General features: G+C 29.8%; 16 protein-coding genes. 7 read left to right on the forward strand and 9 right to left on the reverse strand.

Features of this window, described 5'->3' with window-relative positions; genetic code table 11:
- Positions 1-65: 65 nt before the first annotated feature.
- From AJN56_RS07085 to AJN56_RS07100, 4 genes are read left to right on the forward strand one after another with little or no spacing between them, the layout of a single operon-like run.
- Positions 66-692 (forward strand): 5-formyltetrahydrofolate cyclo-ligase, encoded by a 627-nt coding sequence (locus AJN56_RS07085; RefSeq protein ID WP_002860439.1) that lies wholly within the window; start codon positions 66-68, stop codon positions 690-692.
- Positions 613-2,166, forward strand: a complete 1,554-nt coding sequence (rny, locus tag AJN56_RS07090; RefSeq protein WP_002867373.1) for a ribonuclease Y — start codon at positions 613-615, stop codon at positions 2,164-2,166. Before AJN56_RS07085 ends, rny begins: the two co-directional genes overlap by 80 nt.
- A gap of 8 nt (positions 2,167-2,174) precedes the next feature.
- Complete coding sequence (locus tag AJN56_RS07095) at positions 2,175-2,732, forward strand: DedA family protein (RefSeq protein WP_002868860.1); 558 nt, start codon at positions 2,175-2,177, stop codon at positions 2,730-2,732.
- Entirely contained in the window at positions 2,732-3,991 is a 1,260-nt protein-coding gene (locus tag AJN56_RS07100; protein ID WP_002867371.1) for a ComEC/Rec2 family competence protein, read from the forward strand. The genes AJN56_RS07095 and AJN56_RS07100 overlap by 1 nt, the downstream gene beginning before the upstream one ends.
- On the opposite strand, the gene AJN56_RS07105 is transcribed toward AJN56_RS07100, so the two are convergent.
- Genes AJN56_RS07105 through AJN56_RS07115 form a run of 3 tightly spaced genes read right to left on the reverse strand, consistent with a single transcriptional unit; the run spans position 3,935 to position 6,855 of the window.
- On the reverse strand, positions 3,935-4,741 hold the full coding sequence (locus tag AJN56_RS07105; RefSeq protein WP_002852725.1) for a YihY/virulence factor BrkB family protein: 807 nt from the start codon (positions 4,739-4,741) through the stop codon (positions 3,935-3,937). The genes AJN56_RS07100 and AJN56_RS07105 overlap by 57 nt on opposite strands.
- Positions 4,742-4,744: 3 nt before the next feature.
- Positions 4,745-6,127, reverse strand: coding sequence for an FAD-linked oxidase C-terminal domain-containing protein (locus AJN56_RS07110; protein WP_002855885.1), 1,383 nt, complete (start codon positions 6,125-6,127; stop codon positions 4,745-4,747).
- 2 nt (positions 6,128-6,129) lie between these two features.
- Positions 6,130-6,855, reverse strand: a complete 726-nt coding sequence (locus AJN56_RS07115) for a plasminogen-binding N-terminal domain-containing protein (protein WP_002853792.1) — start codon at positions 6,853-6,855, stop codon at positions 6,130-6,132.
- 121 nt (positions 6,856-6,976) lie between these two features.
- Here AJN56_RS07115 and AJN56_RS07120 point away from each other — a divergent pair, with 121 nt between their 5' ends.
- Complete coding sequence (locus AJN56_RS07120; protein WP_002852845.1) at positions 6,977-8,137, forward strand: M23 family metallopeptidase; 1,161 nt, start codon at positions 6,977-6,979, stop codon at positions 8,135-8,137.
- Here AJN56_RS07120 and AJN56_RS07125 read toward each other — a convergent pair.
- From AJN56_RS07125 to AJN56_RS07140, 4 genes are read right to left on the reverse strand one after another with little or no spacing between them, the layout of a single operon-like run.
- Positions 8,134-8,337 (reverse strand): hypothetical protein, encoded by a 204-nt coding sequence (locus AJN56_RS07125; protein ID WP_002853612.1) that lies wholly within the window; start codon positions 8,335-8,337, stop codon positions 8,134-8,136. The genes AJN56_RS07120 and AJN56_RS07125 overlap by 4 nt on opposite strands.
- Before the next feature lies 1 nt (position 8,338).
- A complete protein-coding gene (locus AJN56_RS07130; protein ID WP_070246488.1) occupies positions 8,339-9,019 on the reverse strand; it encodes a polyphenol oxidase family protein in 681 nt (226 codons plus the stop codon).
- Positions 8,983-9,594, reverse strand: coding sequence for a riboflavin synthase (locus AJN56_RS07135; protein ID WP_070246491.1), 612 nt, complete (start codon positions 9,592-9,594; stop codon positions 8,983-8,985). The genes AJN56_RS07130 and AJN56_RS07135 overlap by 37 nt, the downstream gene beginning before the upstream one ends.
- A gap of 8 nt (positions 9,595-9,602) precedes the next feature.
- Positions 9,603-12,143: a hypothetical protein gene (locus AJN56_RS07140; protein WP_002868857.1), complete on the reverse strand. Its 2,541-nt coding sequence runs from the start codon at positions 12,141-12,143 to the stop codon at positions 9,603-9,605.
- 161 nt (positions 12,144-12,304) lie between these two features.
- Here AJN56_RS07140 and groES point away from each other — a divergent pair, with 161 nt between their 5' ends.
- Complete coding sequence (gene groES, locus AJN56_RS07145) at positions 12,305-12,565, forward strand: co-chaperone GroES (RefSeq protein ID WP_002825273.1); 261 nt, start codon at positions 12,305-12,307, stop codon at positions 12,563-12,565.
- A gap of 21 nt (positions 12,566-12,586) precedes the next feature.
- The gene (gene groL / locus AJN56_RS07150) at positions 12,587-14,224 is read left to right on the forward strand and encodes a chaperonin GroEL (RefSeq protein ID WP_002858047.1); all 1,638 of its coding nucleotides are present in this window, start codon (positions 12,587-12,589) and stop codon (positions 14,222-14,224) included.
- A 42-nt stretch (positions 14,225-14,266) separates the two neighbouring features.
- Here the strand turns inward: groL and dccS are convergent, their stop codons facing one another.
- Both dccS and dccR read right to left on the reverse strand, forming a co-directional pair.
- Positions 14,267-15,457, reverse strand: a complete 1,191-nt coding sequence (gene dccS, locus AJN56_RS07155) for a two-component system sensor histidine kinase DccS (RefSeq protein WP_002868856.1) — start codon at positions 15,455-15,457, stop codon at positions 14,267-14,269.
- A complete protein-coding gene (dccR, locus tag AJN56_RS07160) occupies positions 15,450-16,115 on the reverse strand; it encodes a two-component system response regulator DccR (protein ID WP_002853205.1) in 666 nt (221 codons plus the stop codon). Before dccR ends, dccS begins: the two co-directional genes overlap by 8 nt.
- Positions 16,116-16,168: the final 53 nt, after the last annotated feature.

A 16,168-nucleotide genomic window follows, 5' to 3' on the forward strand; every position in this document is an offset into this window, starting at 1 on the left:
TTCTTCTTTATAAAAATGCTAAAATTATAACATACATAAGATAATATTTTTTTAAAGGCATATTAATGGAAAAAACAGATTTTAGGGCATTGCAAAAAATACGCCTTTTCAAACATTCAAAACTAAATTTCAAACAAGATTATAAAATATTTAAAGAATGTCTTAAAATAATAAAGCTATTTAAAGCTAAAAATATTTTAATTTTTATTCCTTTGCATTATGAACCAAACTTAATAAAATTTCGCCATATTCTAAATAAAAATTACAAACTTTTTGTTCCATTTATGCAAGATAAAAGTTTAAAAATTGTAAAATTAAGATTGCCTTTTATTAAAAAAAGGTTTGGGGTTTTAGAGCCTATAGATTCTTTTTTTAAAGCAAAAATTGATTTAGCTATTGTGCCTGTAATTGGCGTCGATAAAAATTTAAAAAGAATAGGACATGGGCAAGGTTTTTATGATAGATTTTTTGAAAATTTAAATTACAAGCCTCATATAATATTTGTCCAAAGTATAGATGCTTTAAGTCAAAATAATCTAACACAAAAGCATGATATTTCAGGAAAATTATACATAAACCCTTATAAAAAATATTACAAGAAAGAAAGAAAAAATGATAGAATCACTTATCGCACTTATAGCCGCTATAGTCGGACTCGGTATAGGATATTTAGTTGCAAAAAAAATCAATGATGCCAAATATGAAATTTTCGTAGAACAAGCCAAAGCTAAAGCCAAAGCTATAGAATACGAAGCGGAGCTTATTTTAAAAGATGCAAAAAATTCAATTCTTAATGCAGAATTAGAAGTTAAAAAAAAATACGAAGAAAAAACTCACAAAATTCAAAAAGATTTTAATCAAAAATTTGATGATCTTTCTAAAAAAGAACAAAAACTTCAGCAAGAAGAAGAAAAACTAAAAGAAGATAAAGAATACCTTTGCAAGTCACAAAAACACATTCAAAACTTACAATCTGATGTTGATAAATTAAAAAATAAATATCAAGAAAAACTTGACGATGTTTTAAAAATTTTAGAACATTCGACAGGACTTACACAAAATGAAGCCAAAGAAATCATTCTTAAAAAAGTAGAAGAAAATTCTCGCGAGCAAATTGCACATATAGTAAGAAAATATGAAGAAGAAGCAAAAAATGAAGCTAAAAGAAAAGCTAATTTCATCATTGCTCAAGCTACTTCTCGTTTTGCAGGTGAATTTGCAGCTGAAAGACTTATCAATGTTATTAACATTAAAAACGATGAACTTAAAGGACGTATCATTGGTAAAGAAGGGCGCAATGTTAAAACCTTGGAAATGGTTTTAGGTGTTGATATTATCATCGATGATACACCAGGTGCTATTATAGTAAGTTGTTTTAATCTTTATCGCCGTGCTATTGCTACAAAAGTTATAGAACTTTTAGTTGAAGATGGCAGAATTCAACCCGCGCGCATAGAAGAAATTCACGAAAAAGTGTGTAAAGAATTTGATAGTGCCATTCTAGAAGAAGGCGAAACCATAGTTATGGATCTAGGTTTAAATAAAATACACCCTGAAATTGTAAAACTCATAGGAAAACTCAAATACCGAGCAAGCTATGGACAAAACGCTTTAGCACATTCTTTGGAAGTGGCTCACCTTGCAGGAATCATTGCTGCTGAGTGTGGTGGAGATGAGAATTTAGCACGTCGTGCGGGAATTTTACATGATATAGGAAAAGCATTAACCCATGATTTTGAAGGATCTCATGTGGATTTAGGTGCAGAACTTTGCAAACGCTACAAAGAGCATCCTGTAGTAATCAATGCTATTTACGCACATCATGGACACGAAGAAGCTACAAGCATAGAATCAGCAGCTGTTTGTGCAGCAGATACTTTAAGTGCTGCACGACCTGGAGCTAGAAGAGAAGTGTTAGAAGCTTTCTTAAAAAGAGTCAGTGAGCTAGAAGATATCGCTAAAAGTAAAGAAGGAATTAAAAATGCCTATGCAATCAATGCCGGAAGAGAAATTCGCGTCATAGCCAATGCTCAGCTTGTTAATGATGATGAAAGTGTACTTTTAGCTAAGGAAATAGCAGCTGAAATTCAAGAAAAAATGCAATATCCTGGTGAAATTAAAGTCAATGTTATACGTGAACTTAGAGCTGTAGAATACGCTAAATAAGGTTTATTATGCAAGATATGATTGATACTTTAATAAAATATGGTTATATTGTTTTATTCTTTTACTCTTTAGGGGGCGGGATGGTTGGAATTTTAGCTGCAGGAGTTTTAAGTTCTCAAGGAAAAATGGATCTTAGTTTTTGCATTACTCTTGCTTTTATTGCTAATACCATAGGTTCAACTTTGCTTTTTATACTTGGAAAATATTATAAAAAAGACATTATGCCTTATTTTAAAAAACACCGACGCAAGATAGCCCTTGCTATGATAAAAACAAAACAACATGGAATTATTTTACTTGTAACTCAAAAATTTATTTATGGTTTAAAAACTTTCATTCCCATAGCTGCAGGTATGGCAAAATATAATTTTATTAAATTTTTTATTATCAATACTCTAGCTAGTTTGGCATGGGCTATTGTTCTAGGTTTTACTGCTTATACTTTTGGGTATGTTATTGAAGCAATTTTTGATAAACTGAGTTTATATCCTTATGCTGCTCCTTTATTTTTATTATTTTTAGCCGGAATAATTTGGCTTTATTTAAGTAAATTTTCTAAAAAATAATGTCTCTATGGAATTCTTTTTCTTACTCTTTTAAAGAATTTCATTATTTATTTTTCTCTGTTGTTGTTATTTTTATTTTTAATATCCTTTTAGAATATAATAATTTTTTAAACTTTAAAAACCAAAAACATTACCTTATAGACAACGCTCTATTAACGCACCAATATATAAAATATAATAAAAAAAATAAAAAATACTGGGTTTTAAAGTTACAAACTGAAAACTTCACTTTTTATACTACAAGTTTTAAGGATTTAAATTTAAGCAAGAATCAATTTTTAAGCCTTAGAATTATCACCCATAATATTAACTTTAAAGACTATCTGAGTAAAAGTTTTTACGCACCTTCTTATGATTTTGAAAAATTAAAAGAAAAAGAATACAATCCCATTATATCTTACTTCTTAAATCAACATACAAATGAAAAGATTAAAGAATTTTATGGTGCTTTATTTTTTGCACTGCCCATATCTTTAGAGCTTAGAAACGATGTAAATTACTACGGTATAGCACACCTTATAGCAATTAGCGGTTATCACATAGGCTTACTTTTTAGTTTAATTTTCTTTATTTTAGCTCCAATTTATAGTTTTTTCCAAAAAAGATATTTTCCTTATAGAAATTTACGTTTAGATTTAAGTATTTTAATTTTTGCACTACTTTTAGCTTATGCTTGTTTAATAGGATTTGTCCCTTCTTTTGTGCGCTCCTTGATTATGGCTTTTTGGATTTTTTATCTATTGTGTAAAAATATAAAAATCATTAATTTCGTTACGCTTTTTTGTAGTATTTTATTGTGCATTTCTCTTTACCCTAGACTTTTATTTAGTATTGGATTTTTATTTTCTATTTTAGGTGTTTTTTATATTTTTTTATATATGCATCATTTTGCAAATAAATTTAATAATCTTATAAATATTATTTTGCTTAATATTTGGACTTTTTTTGCTATGGTTTTACCTGTGCTTTATTTTTTTCCACTTATAAGCTACCAACAAATTTTAGGTATTATTTTGAGTGGAATTTTTGTAATATTTTATCCTTTAGTATTATTTTTGCATCTTATAAACTATGGAGATTTGCTCAATTTTATCTTAGATGAATTTTTTAAATTTAAAATTTATGGAACTAATATCCATATCCCATTTTGGATTTTTATAAGTTATCTTATTGCTTCTTTAATCTCTGTGCGATTTAAATATCTAGCTTTTCTTTGTATTTTTGCGAATTTTATTCCCTTCATTATGATTGTGATTTAGAAAATAATAGAGTTTAAGCCCAAAAAGATAAATAATCCAAGAAATATAAATCCAAATAAAAAAGAATAAAATAGTAGAAAAAGATCCATAAACGCTAGCGTATGTTTTATTATATACCACGTAATATACAAATAAATTTTTTCCTATATACCAAATAGTACCCGCTCCAAAAGATACTAAAGCTAAACTTTTAAGAGTTCCCTTATGAACAGAACTTGAATAAGATATAAAAAATAAACCCCAAATAATTACAAAGGGTAAAATTTCAAAAAAATTAAACCCTATTTTATAATCATCTAAAGTTTGTTGGATAAAACCTGAAATATAAAAACTAAGCCCAAGCCCCAAAGGAACAAGAGTTAAAAGAGTCCAATAAGAACTAATACTTTGCCAAAGTCCTTTAGGTTCATTTTTAGTAATGCGATTGATTACAAAATCATAGCCTGAAAAAAAAGCTAAAGAAGTAAATGCCATAGCAATAAGACCTACAATACCTAAATTTACACTATTTTTTAAAAAAGTATCGATGTAGGTAGCAACAACATCTTGTTGCGTTGGTATTAAAAAAGCAAAAATTACTTGCTTTGCTTTTTCATAATAAGCTTTAAAACTGGAAATTTGCGTAAAAACAGAAAAACATACAAATAAAATAGGTATTAAAGATAATACAGTATAAAAACTAAGCGCTGCTGCATAATTTAAAATTTCCTTATCACGCAAATTTAGTAAAATAGTAAAAAAATTTTTCACCTTCTAAAGTCCCATTTTAAAAGGATTTAGTATATTATTTGGATCAAAAGCTTTTTTAATATTTCTCATTAAATTCATTTCGGCTTCAGAAAAAGCTAAATTCATAAAAGGTGCCTTAGAGAGTCCGATACCATGCTCTCCGCTTAAAGTTCCTCCAAGTTTCACTGTTAATTTAAAAATCTCTTCCACAGCTTCATAGCCTTTTTTCACCTGCTCTTTATCATTTTTATCAGGAACCATAACATTAGTATGCACATTTCCATCCCCTGTATGTCCAAAACAAGGAATTTTAAAACCATATTTTTTAGAAATCTCATCTATACCTTCAAGCAAAGTAGGTAGTTTAGAACGCGGAACTGTAATATCTTCATTAAGTTTTAAAGTTCCATACATGGCAATGCTTTGAGAACAATTTCTTCTAGCAAACCAAATATCTGCGGTTTCTTGTTCATCTTTTGCTATTTTAAATTCGCTAGCGCCAGCTTCTAAAAAATAATATTCTAAATTTCTTAAATCCTCATCAATAGCCTCTTTAACATTACCATCCACATCAGCAATCAAAATAGCTCCAGCTTCTATAGGCAAACCTTTATTAAATTTGCTCTCAACCGCTCTAATGCTAAGATTGTCTAAAAATTCCATAGATACAGGACTTACACCGCTAGCAAGACTTTTGTAAACCGCATTCATAGCACTTTTTACACTTGGAAAAATAGCAAAAGCAGTTTTTTTAAATTTAGGCAAAGGTATTAATTTTAAAGTAAGCTCACTTAAAACTGCCAAAGAACCTTCACTAGCGATTAAAATTCCTGCCAAATTATAACCTGCTACATCTTTAATAGTGCGTTTCCCTGCACGAATGATTTCTCCGCTAGGCAAAACAGCCCTTAAAGCCATCACATAATCTTTTGTAATGCCATATTTTGCAGCTCTCATTCCCCCAGCATTTTCGCTTACATTACCCCCTAAGCTTGAATACTCCATGCTAGCAGGGTCAGGTGGGTAAAAAAGTCCATATTTAGCCACTTCTTTTTGTAAATGTATATTAATAACCCCAGGTTGCACAACAGCCACTAAATTTTCAAGATCAATTTCTAAAATTTTATTCATATGCTTTTCAAAAGCAAGCACCACCCCGCCATTAACAGCTAAAGCTCCTCCTGTAAAACCAGATCCTGAGCCTCGAGGTATGACTATGATATTATTTTCATTGCAAAATTTTAAAATTTGAGCAATATCTTCTTCATTTCTTGGAAAAAGAACCCCATCGGGTAAATAATGTTTTTTTGTCGCATCGTAACTATAAGCTCTTTTGTGAATTTCATCAAAATAAGCGTTTTCTTCTCCTAAAAATCGTTTAAAATATTGTTCAAATTCTTTTTTCATGTTTATTGCACCTTAGGAAGATTAATCAAAGCATCATAATATCTATAATAATTCCCTATTTCTTGAGAGTTAAAATCAAAAAAATTACTTTTATATCCACCTATACGAGAATAAAAAGGAACCTGAACGCTAGTTGGCTTGCTTATAGGCACTTCATAAAGCTTATTAAAATCTTGACAATCCACAACTTCTGCTTGATTTTCCAAAGCCACAACCAAAATGCCAACCGCATTATCATCACAAAATTGCCTAAAATCTGAACGCTTAGGAGAAAGAGTGGCCGTTCTAATTAATTGTGCTCCAAAAATGTCAATATGGGTAAAATATATCTGTGGAAATTCTCTAACAAGTTCATTATAAGTTTGCTCATCAGGAGCAATTACCAATCCTCTATCATAAAGAAAATTTAAAACAACCTCATCACCTACTTTAGGTAAAACATTTGGTAAAGGCAAAGCATCTTGCTTAAGAGCTGAAAAAACACTAAATTCTAATTTTGCCAAACCATTTTTTTTATCTATAACACTTGCTCTAGCGATGATACTTTGCGAATTGCTAAAATGTTGCACTACTACGCCACTTGAATAAAGTTTTATATCATCACTATCTTTAATATAACCATAAATATCATCAACTTTTACAAGTTCACTTTTTATAGGTTTTAAATCAAATCCAACCGCAAAGAGGCTAAGGTTTAAAGCTAAAAAACACACTATAGTTTTAAACAAATTTGCTCCTTAAATAAAAATTTATAGAATTATAATCCTTTTTTGTTAAGCAATTGTAAGAAAAATAAAGTAAAATATAGCTTTCAAATTTCAAAATTCTTTTAAAAATTAAGGTTATCTCATGAAAAAATTATTGCTTTTATTTATTTTTGTTGTTCAAAGTTTTGCAGCTTTAAGTGTTGAAGAGCTAACTTGGGATAATGGAGATACCTTGCTTAAATTCTTACAAAGAAATTCCATACCTATGTCGCTTTATTATGGACTTGATAGAGAAGATCAAGAACTTGCTTCTGATATAGCCTATAAAATAAAATATCAAGTTTTAAAAGATGAAAACAACAACATAGAACAAGTTTTAATTCCAATTAGTGATGATTTACAAATTCATATCTATAAAGATAAAGATGGACAATACACTCTTGCTTTTACTCCTGTATCTTATCAAAAAGAAGATAGAATTTTACATTTAACCATTAAAAGCTCTGCTTATCAAGATGTCTATGAAGAAAGTGGTAGCAGTACTTTAGCTCGTGCTATGGTTCGTGCTTTTCGAGGAAGTATAAATTTTCGCAATATCCAAAAAGGTGATGAAGTAACCCTATATTATGAACAAAAAAGACGCATGGGTAAACTTTGGGGTGATATAAATATAAAAATGGCAATGGTAGAAATCAATAAAAGCGCTAGAGAAGTCTTTTCTTATAATGATATATTCTATGATCGCGATGGCAAAGAATTAGAATCTTTTTTACTTACAAAACCTGTGAACTACACTAGAATTTCCTCTCCTTTTACAACAGCAAGATATCATCCTATATTAAAACGCTATCGTGCTCATCTTGGTATAGACTATGCTGCACCTACTGGAACTCCTGTAAAAAGTGCTGGCAAAGGAGTAGTAACCTTTATAGGCACAAAAGGTGGTTATGGAAATGTAATTCAAATCAAGCATGACTCAGGTTATATGACTTTATATGCTCATCTTAGTCGTTTTGCAAAAATTAAAAACGGACAAAAGGTAAATCAAGGACAAGTAATTGCATATGTTGGTTCAACAGGTATGAGCACAGGTCCTCATTTGCATTTTGGAGTGTATTTAAATAATAAAGCTATAAATCCTGCATCTGTTGTAAAAATCGCCAAATCAGAACTTAGTGGAAAAGCAAAAGAGAATTTTAAACATATCATAGCTGGATACGAGCAGGTTGTTAAAGAAGCCCTAGCCTCAAATCAACCTAATCCTCCAAAAGAAGAGGATTTTGAAAATTATATAGAATTTTAATTACTCAATAACGCTTTATCTTTTGCATTGATTAAAGAATTTAGAAGAGTTGCAAGCTCTTCTTTTTCTTTTTCATTAATTTCACAAAAATCTGCATCAATTAATTGTTTCACCAAAGCTTCATTTAACAAATCCCCATCGCCAAATTCTCTAGCTTTTTGAATGATTTTTAACACTCTTAAATCTTTTCTTTCATACATTTTAATCCTTTAAATAAACCACGCTCACAAAACGCTTGGGCGTTTTATCACGACGATAAGAAAAAAAACTCTCATCATCAAAGTTACAAATTCCACAATCTTTAATATCTCCAATGCCTAAATTTTGAGCTTGAAATTTTACCAAAGCTTTTAAATCAAGTTTATTGTCTTGAACAAATTCTCTAAATTCTTTTTTAGCAAATTCTAAAATTTCTCCATCTATTTCATAATTTTTAGCACAAATTCCAGGTAAGATAAAAAGATGAAATTTATTCTTATCTAAATGTGGATTTTGCATAACAATTTGATCAACGCATTCTTTTAGAATATTTTCAAAACTTCCTTTTCTACCCGAATGCAAAGCTGCTATAATGCCACTTTCATGATATAAAATCAAAGGCAAACAATCCGCACTTAACACGCAAAGAGCGATATTTTTTTCCTTGCTTATAAGCCCATCACAACTTAGATTTTTTAAATTTTCATCATAAATAATAACTTTATGAGAGTGAATTTGATCCATAAAAACACATTTTTCAATGTCTTTAAAATCTAAATGAGAAAATAAATTCTCATTATAAACCTTAGCTCTAAAAACATTATAATCCTTATCAAAAGCACAAAAAATACCGACTTTATCATTTACTAATAGAGATAAGAAATTCTTTCCACTTCTTCCCATGATAATCCTTTGTTTTTACCTTGCAATTGTGCATAAATATAACGAGCAAGTAAATCACTTTCTAAGTTAATTTTTCTACCTATTTGATAGTCTTTAAAAAGCGTTTCTTTAAAAGTAATAGGAATAATAGTAAGCCTAATGCCATTTTTTAAAATTTCATTGATAGTAAGGCTTACCCCATCAACAGCTATACTTCCTTTTTCTGCCATAAATTTCATAGCTTCTTTAGGTAAAGATATATGAAAATCCACTCCATTTTCATCTTTTTGAATCTTTTCAAGCGTGCCGATAAAATCAATATGCCCTTGCATGAGATGCCCATCGATTCTATCGCCATATCTTAAAGCAGGTTCTATATGAACCTTATCTTTTAAATTTTCTATAGCTATATGAGTGCGACTTTCACGAGAAAGCTCCACTTCAAAACCCCCTTCATAAAGTTTTGTTACACTTAAACAAGCTCCATTTACGGCTATGCTATCTCCAAGATTTGGACGATACTTGGCTTTTAAACTTAAAGTATTGTTTTGATATGATTGAACTTTAGCAATTTCTCTTATGAGTCCATTAAACATTTTTTACCTTAAAAAATCTTATTTAATAATTTATTCACCGCTTTATCAACTTTATCGCCCGTACTTTTAGCACCATCACTCACACCGCCACCTACTACATTTTTAATAGAATTTAACACACTTCCTGCATTTAAATTCACTTTAGGATTTTCCGTAGTTCCTGTAATACTTCCTTTAAAATTGGCTCTATCGAGTTTAATATCAAAAGGCAAATTTAAAGCTCCGCTTTTAGAATTTAAAGCTCCTGATTGTACTAAAATATAAGAACGATCTGCTTGCATATTAAGATCAAGTTTGATATTTTCTTTTTTAATCAAAGCTTTAGCATTAGCAGTGCGATAAACATCATTGGTAATATCTTTTAGTGTTAAAATTTTTAAAGCATTGGTAATAAGATTTGGTTTTAATTTACCCTCTTTCATATCCAAATTAACCTCTCCTTCTTCGCTTAAAAGATTGTAATTTGCCTTCACATCTGTCTTACCTTGATAAACATCCATAAAATCTAAACCTTGAGCTAGACTACTTAAATCCACTCCATTTAAATCAGCAAGCAAAAGGTTATCTTTAAGTGTGCTTTGAAGCCTCCCTTCAAATAAATTTGGACTATTTACAACAAAATTTAAATTCTTATCAAAACCTACCTTTCCATTAAATTCTGCCTTACCTTTAAGTTTTCTATCCAACAAAAAGCCTAGTTTTGAAAAATCATTTATCTTTAGATTAAAATCCGAATTTAAAAGCATTTTGCTTATATCAAAACTTCCTTGTAGTTTTGTAAGATCAGCTAAAGATGAATTTAAAACAGAATCAAATTGAGCGATATTGTTTTTAAAATTAATTTTGGTATTTAAATCATAACTTATATTGTTTGGAAAATTTTTATTTAAAATTTTACTTAAAGTTGCAGCATTTAAAATGCCTTTAGCCTCTAAATTTGCTTTACCATTAAGGTTGTTAAAATCGATATTATCTAAATTAACTTTTGCATTAACAACCCCACTGGCATAATTTGGCATACCTGCTATAACAAAAAGTTTAGATAAATCAAGTTTATCAATGTTCAAATCAAGTTTTTTACCATTTGAATCAGCTTTGATTACGCCATCTGCCAAATTTGCATTTGCATTTAAATTTTGTATTTGAGTACCTATAATATGAGCTTTTGCATTAAGATCTGCCTTACCTTGTAATTTTTGTCCCGCTATAGCACTAAACTGAGACAAATCATCAATAAAAGCATTTAAATCTGTATTTAACTCACTATTTTTTAAATTATAAGTTCCTTGAAGTTTTTTGATATTAAGTAAATTTGAAGCAAGTAAAGCATTGTAAGAAATATTACTATTTTTTGCATTTGCTTTAGCATCAAGACTAAAAATTGTATTTGGAAGTCCTATTTTAGCAATTTTTTTAAGCTCATTGGTGTTAATCTTTGCATTGTTTATTTTTGCCTCAAGATCGAAATTAGAAAAATCCAAATCCGCATTTAAAAGTTTAGCATTTAAATTTCCAGAAACTAAAGCTCCATATCCTGCAAGAGCTAATAATTTTTCCAAACTTGCTTCATTAATATCTGCAAAAATTTTATTATTTTTCAAACTTGCCTTTACCTCTCCACCAAGTCCGATAACTTGAGCATTTAAACTTGATAAGGCATTATTTACAACACTTGTTTCGCCTATCACGCCCAAACTACCATTTAATCTAGTTTTTGTAAGTTTTTCAAGCTTTGCAAGAGAAGGAATATTTAAATTAAAATCAGTACTTAAAATATTCTTACTCATATCATAAAGAGTTTTTTGGGTTTGTAAGTTAAGATAATCATTGTAAATTTTACTTACAGCATAAATCTTATCTTCTTTAACATTAGCTAAAATTTCTGCTTTAGGATTAGAATTTAAAGGCAAGTCTAAAGAAAAATCTTTTTTTATCGCCTCGTAGTTTATATAGCTTGTATCAAGCTTTATGATAATATTTCCATCAGGTTTTAAATTCTGTGCTGAAATTTTTGCCTGAGCATTTAAAAAACCTTTAGCATAACTAGGATAAGATAAAAGATGAAGTATTTCTTCTATCTTAAGATTTTGTGCATCTAAATTTAAAGCGACAGGGCTGTAATTATACATTCTCGCATTTAAAAGTACATTTGAACCTAGTAAATAACCCCTTCCATCTAAAGTAAAATCACTTGCCTTGCCTTGAATTTTACCGCCAAAAGAAAGGTTTTGATTTAAATTTAAACCTAAATTTTTAGCATAATTTTGCTTTAAAGAAATAAGATAGTCAAGATCAAATCCAAGCTTAAAAGGACTCAAAGCTCCCTGAAGATTAAAATCTGCCATATTTGCGATATTTGCTTGCAATTCAAGGCTTGAAAAATGTAAATTAAAATGCGTGATATTTACATCTAATCCCGCACTTTCTTTGATCTTTTTTTGCGCTATATTTGCCACTATATTATTACCAAAACTTGTGAAAAGTATGGTATAAATAGCAATCAAAAGCACAACAACAAAAGCTATAACTCCATAAAAAATCTTTTTCATTTTTATCCTTTAGTTTATTTTATAAAATAACTTTAGTCTATAAAACTAAACTTTTATAAATATTTTAATTTAAAGTATTGACAAAATTCATTTTTTATAGTATGATATTATCACTCTAAATTAAAGAGTGCTAAAATCAATATTTTTAAGGATGGACAAAAATGAATTTTCAACCTTTAGGAAAGCGTGTTCTAGTCAAACGCGTAGAAGAAACTAAAACAACAGCCTCAGGCATAATTATACCAGATAATGCTAAAGAAAAGCCTTTAATGGGTGAAGTAGTAGCAGTAAGTAAAGAAATCACTGATATTGCAAATGGTGATAAAATCGTGTTTGCTAAATACGGTGGAACAGAAATTAAACTTGATAATAATGAATATTTAGTTTTAAATTTAGATGATATCTTAGGAATTTTAAAATAATTTATAAAATAAGGATAAAAAATGGCAAAAGAAATTATTTTTTCAGATGAAGCAAGAAATAAACTTTATGAGGGTGTTAAAAAACTTAATGACGCGGTAAAAGTAACTATGGGGCCAAGAGGACGCAATGTTTTAATCCAAAAAAGCTTTGGTGCTCCAAGCATTACTAAAGATGGCGTAAGTGTTGCTAAAGAAGTAGAGCTTAAAGATAGTCTTGAAAATATGGGTGCTTCACTCGTAAGAGAAGTAGCGAGTAAAACAGCTGATCAAGCAGGCGATGGAACAACTACTGCAACGGTTTTAGCTCATGCAATTTTCAAAGAAGGTTTAAGAAATATCACAGCAGGTGCAAATCCTATCGAGGTAAAACGCGGTATGGATAAAGCTTGCGAAGCTATAGTAGCAGAACTTAAAAAACTTTCTCGCGAAGTAAAAGATAAAAAAGAAATTGCACAAGTTGCTACAATCTCAGCCAACTCTGATGAAAAAATCGGAAATTTAATCGCTGATGCTATGGAAAAAGTGGGCAAAGATGGTGTTATCACTGTTGAGGAGGCAAAATCAATCAATGATGAATTAAATGTAGTTGAAGGTATGCAATTTGACAGAGGTTATTTAAGCCCTTATTTTATCACTAATGCAGAAAAAATGACAGTAGAGCTTTCAAGCCCTTATATCCTGCTTTTTGATAAAAAAATTACAAATTTAAAAGATTTATTACCGGTTTTAGAACAAATTCAAAAAACAGGCAAACCACTTTTAATTATCGCTGAAGATATTGAAGGTGAAGCGCTTGCAACTTTGGTTGTAAATAAACTTCGCGGTGTTCTTAATATTTCAGCAGTGAAAGCTCCAGGTTTTGGCGATAGAAGAAAAGCTATGCTTGAAGATATAGCGATTTTAACAGGTGGAGAAGTGATTTCTGAAGAACTTGGAAGAACTCTTGAAAGTGCGACTATACAAGATCTTGGACAAGCTTCTAGTGTAATCATCGATAAAGACAATACAACCATAGTAAATGGTGCAGGCGAAAAAGCAAATATTGATGCGAGAGTCAATCAAATCAAAGCACAAATTGCTGAAACAACTTCAGATTATGACAGAGAAAAATTACAAGAAAGACTTGCAAAATTAAGTGGTGGTGTTGCAGTTATTAAAGTAGGTGCAGCAACTGAAACTGAAATGAAAGAGAAAAAAGATCGCGTTGACGATGCTTTAAGCGCTACTAAAGCAGCAGTTGAAGAAGGTATAGTAATCGGTGGTGGTGCAGCGCTTATCAAAGCAAAAGCTAAAATCAAACTTGATTTACAGGGTGATGAAGCAATTGGCGCAGCTATCGTTGAAAGAGCTTTAAGAGCACCTTTAAGACAAATTGCTGAAAATGCAGGATTTGATGCAGGTGTGGTTGTAAATAGCGTAGAAAATGCTAAAGATGAAAACACAGGATTTGATGCTGCAAAAGGTGAATATGTTAATATGCTTGAAAGTGGAATTATCGATCCTGTTAAAGTAGAAAGAGTAGCTTTACTCAATGCAGTTTCTGTAGCTAGTATGCTTTTAACCACAGAAGCAACAATTAGTGAAATTAAAGAAGATAAACCTACTATGCCAGATATGAGCGGTATGGGAGGAATGGGTGGCATGGGCGGAATGATGTAATATCTGCTCTAACCTCTTATCAGCAAGGATTTTCCTTGCTGATTACCAATTTAATTTAAAAACACTCCCTTGATTTTCTACAGATTCGCAAATAATCTTAATATCATTATCATCACAAACTTTTTTTACCAAAGAAAGCCCTATACCAAATCCTCCTTGATCGGTATTAAATCTTGTATATCTATCAAAAATATGATTTAAATTTGACTTTGAAATTCCACAACCTGTATCCGCAATACTTAAAAAATTGGTTTTTAAAATTATAGAAATTACTCCACCTTTTTTATTGTATTTAATAGCATTGCTTATAAGATTATCAATCAATTTAGAAATTTGACTTTTAGGAGCAAAAATATTTGCTTGATTTAAATCAAGCTTTAGTGTAATTTTTTTTTGCTCAAAAAATACTTTAAAATATTCCAATCTTTCTTCAAGTAGTATTCTTAAATCAAATTTTTGTTTTTCTGTTTCTAAGGTATTAGGGAAATTATAAAAAACAAGATCAGAGTACACTTGAGATAAACTTTTTGCAGCAAGCTTAATCCTTGTAAATTTAGTATTATCTCCTAAATTTTGATGCTCAAGTTGTTCTATACTCATCAAAATAACACTTAATGGGGTATTGAGTTCATGAGTTGAATCTTTAATAAAACGATTTAGTGTGCTGATTTTATCCTCCAAAGGCTTTAGAGCAATTTTTACTAAAATATAAGATATTAAACCCAATATGCAAAAAGCCATAATAGCAAAACTAAAAACTTTCGTTCTAATCCAAAAAAGATCTTTGCCAACATCTTCACCCTGTATTAAAATTTGCAAACCATCGTTAGTATTTACTTCTTCATTGCTAGCATGTCTTAAAAAATAATGATCTGCACTCATAGGAGCAAGGAAAAAAACCTTATTATCACAAATACCTCTACCTTTAAGCTCTATCTTTGCCTTTCTTAAATCAAAATCTATATTACTAAAAACAATCTTTTTAGCATCAAATATAGCAAATTTTAGTGCTGTGCTTTGAGCAATATTTTTTGCACTTATATCTATAGGGGTAAAACGAGAATTTAAGATGCTTATAACAATGTTTCTATGATTTTCTCTCAAAGTGGCACCCTTTAAAACAACTAATTCTTCATATAATTTTTGATACCATAATGCAAAAAAAATAGTTAAAAAAATACCTGTAGTTGTTAGGTAGATTAATAAAATTTGCCTAATGACTTTTTTAGCCATAGCAATATCCCCTGCCTCTTTGATTTATAATTTTTTCTTTTCCTAAAATTTTACGTAAATTTTTCACATAAGCCCTTAAACTTAGCTCACTAGGCTCCTCATCATAATCCCAGAGTTCTTCAAAAATTCTCTCTGTACTTAAAAAGTTGTTTTTATTTTTAAGTAATAAAGACAAAAGCTTAATTTCTTTACTCGGTAAAGTCAAGGCTTTATTATTATGGTAAAGAATTTGTGTAGTAAATTCAAATCTAAATCCATCTCCTAAATCTTCAAAATCTTCATTTTTATGTGAAAAAGCTCTTTTAAGCAAAGCTTTAACCCTGATAGATAACTCGGCAAGTTCAAAAGGTTTTTTTATATAATCATCACAACCTGCGTCAAAGCCTTGTTTTAAATCGTTTGTTGTGTTTAAAGAAGTCATGAAAATTGCTGGAGTTTGCTTTCCGCTTTTTCTTAATTCTTTAAGTAATGAAAATCCATCTCCTAAAGGAACTTTTACATCTAAAATCCAAAGATCAAAATATCTTTCATAAGCCATATCTAAAGCTTCTTGCGCATTATCGCATAAAAATACTTCATATCCCTCATCGTTTAAAAACTCTTCAATGATCTCACTCAAGCTCAAATCATCTTCTAAAAGTAAAATTTTAGCAGCCATAATTTAAATCTTTCTAACTTCAAATCTCTTAAATATATATCATTGTATCAAAA

This window comes from Campylobacter sp. BCW_4319, assembly GCF_001764435.1.
GTDB lineage: Bacteria > Campylobacterota > Campylobacteria > Campylobacterales > Campylobacteraceae > Campylobacter_D > Campylobacter_D jejuni.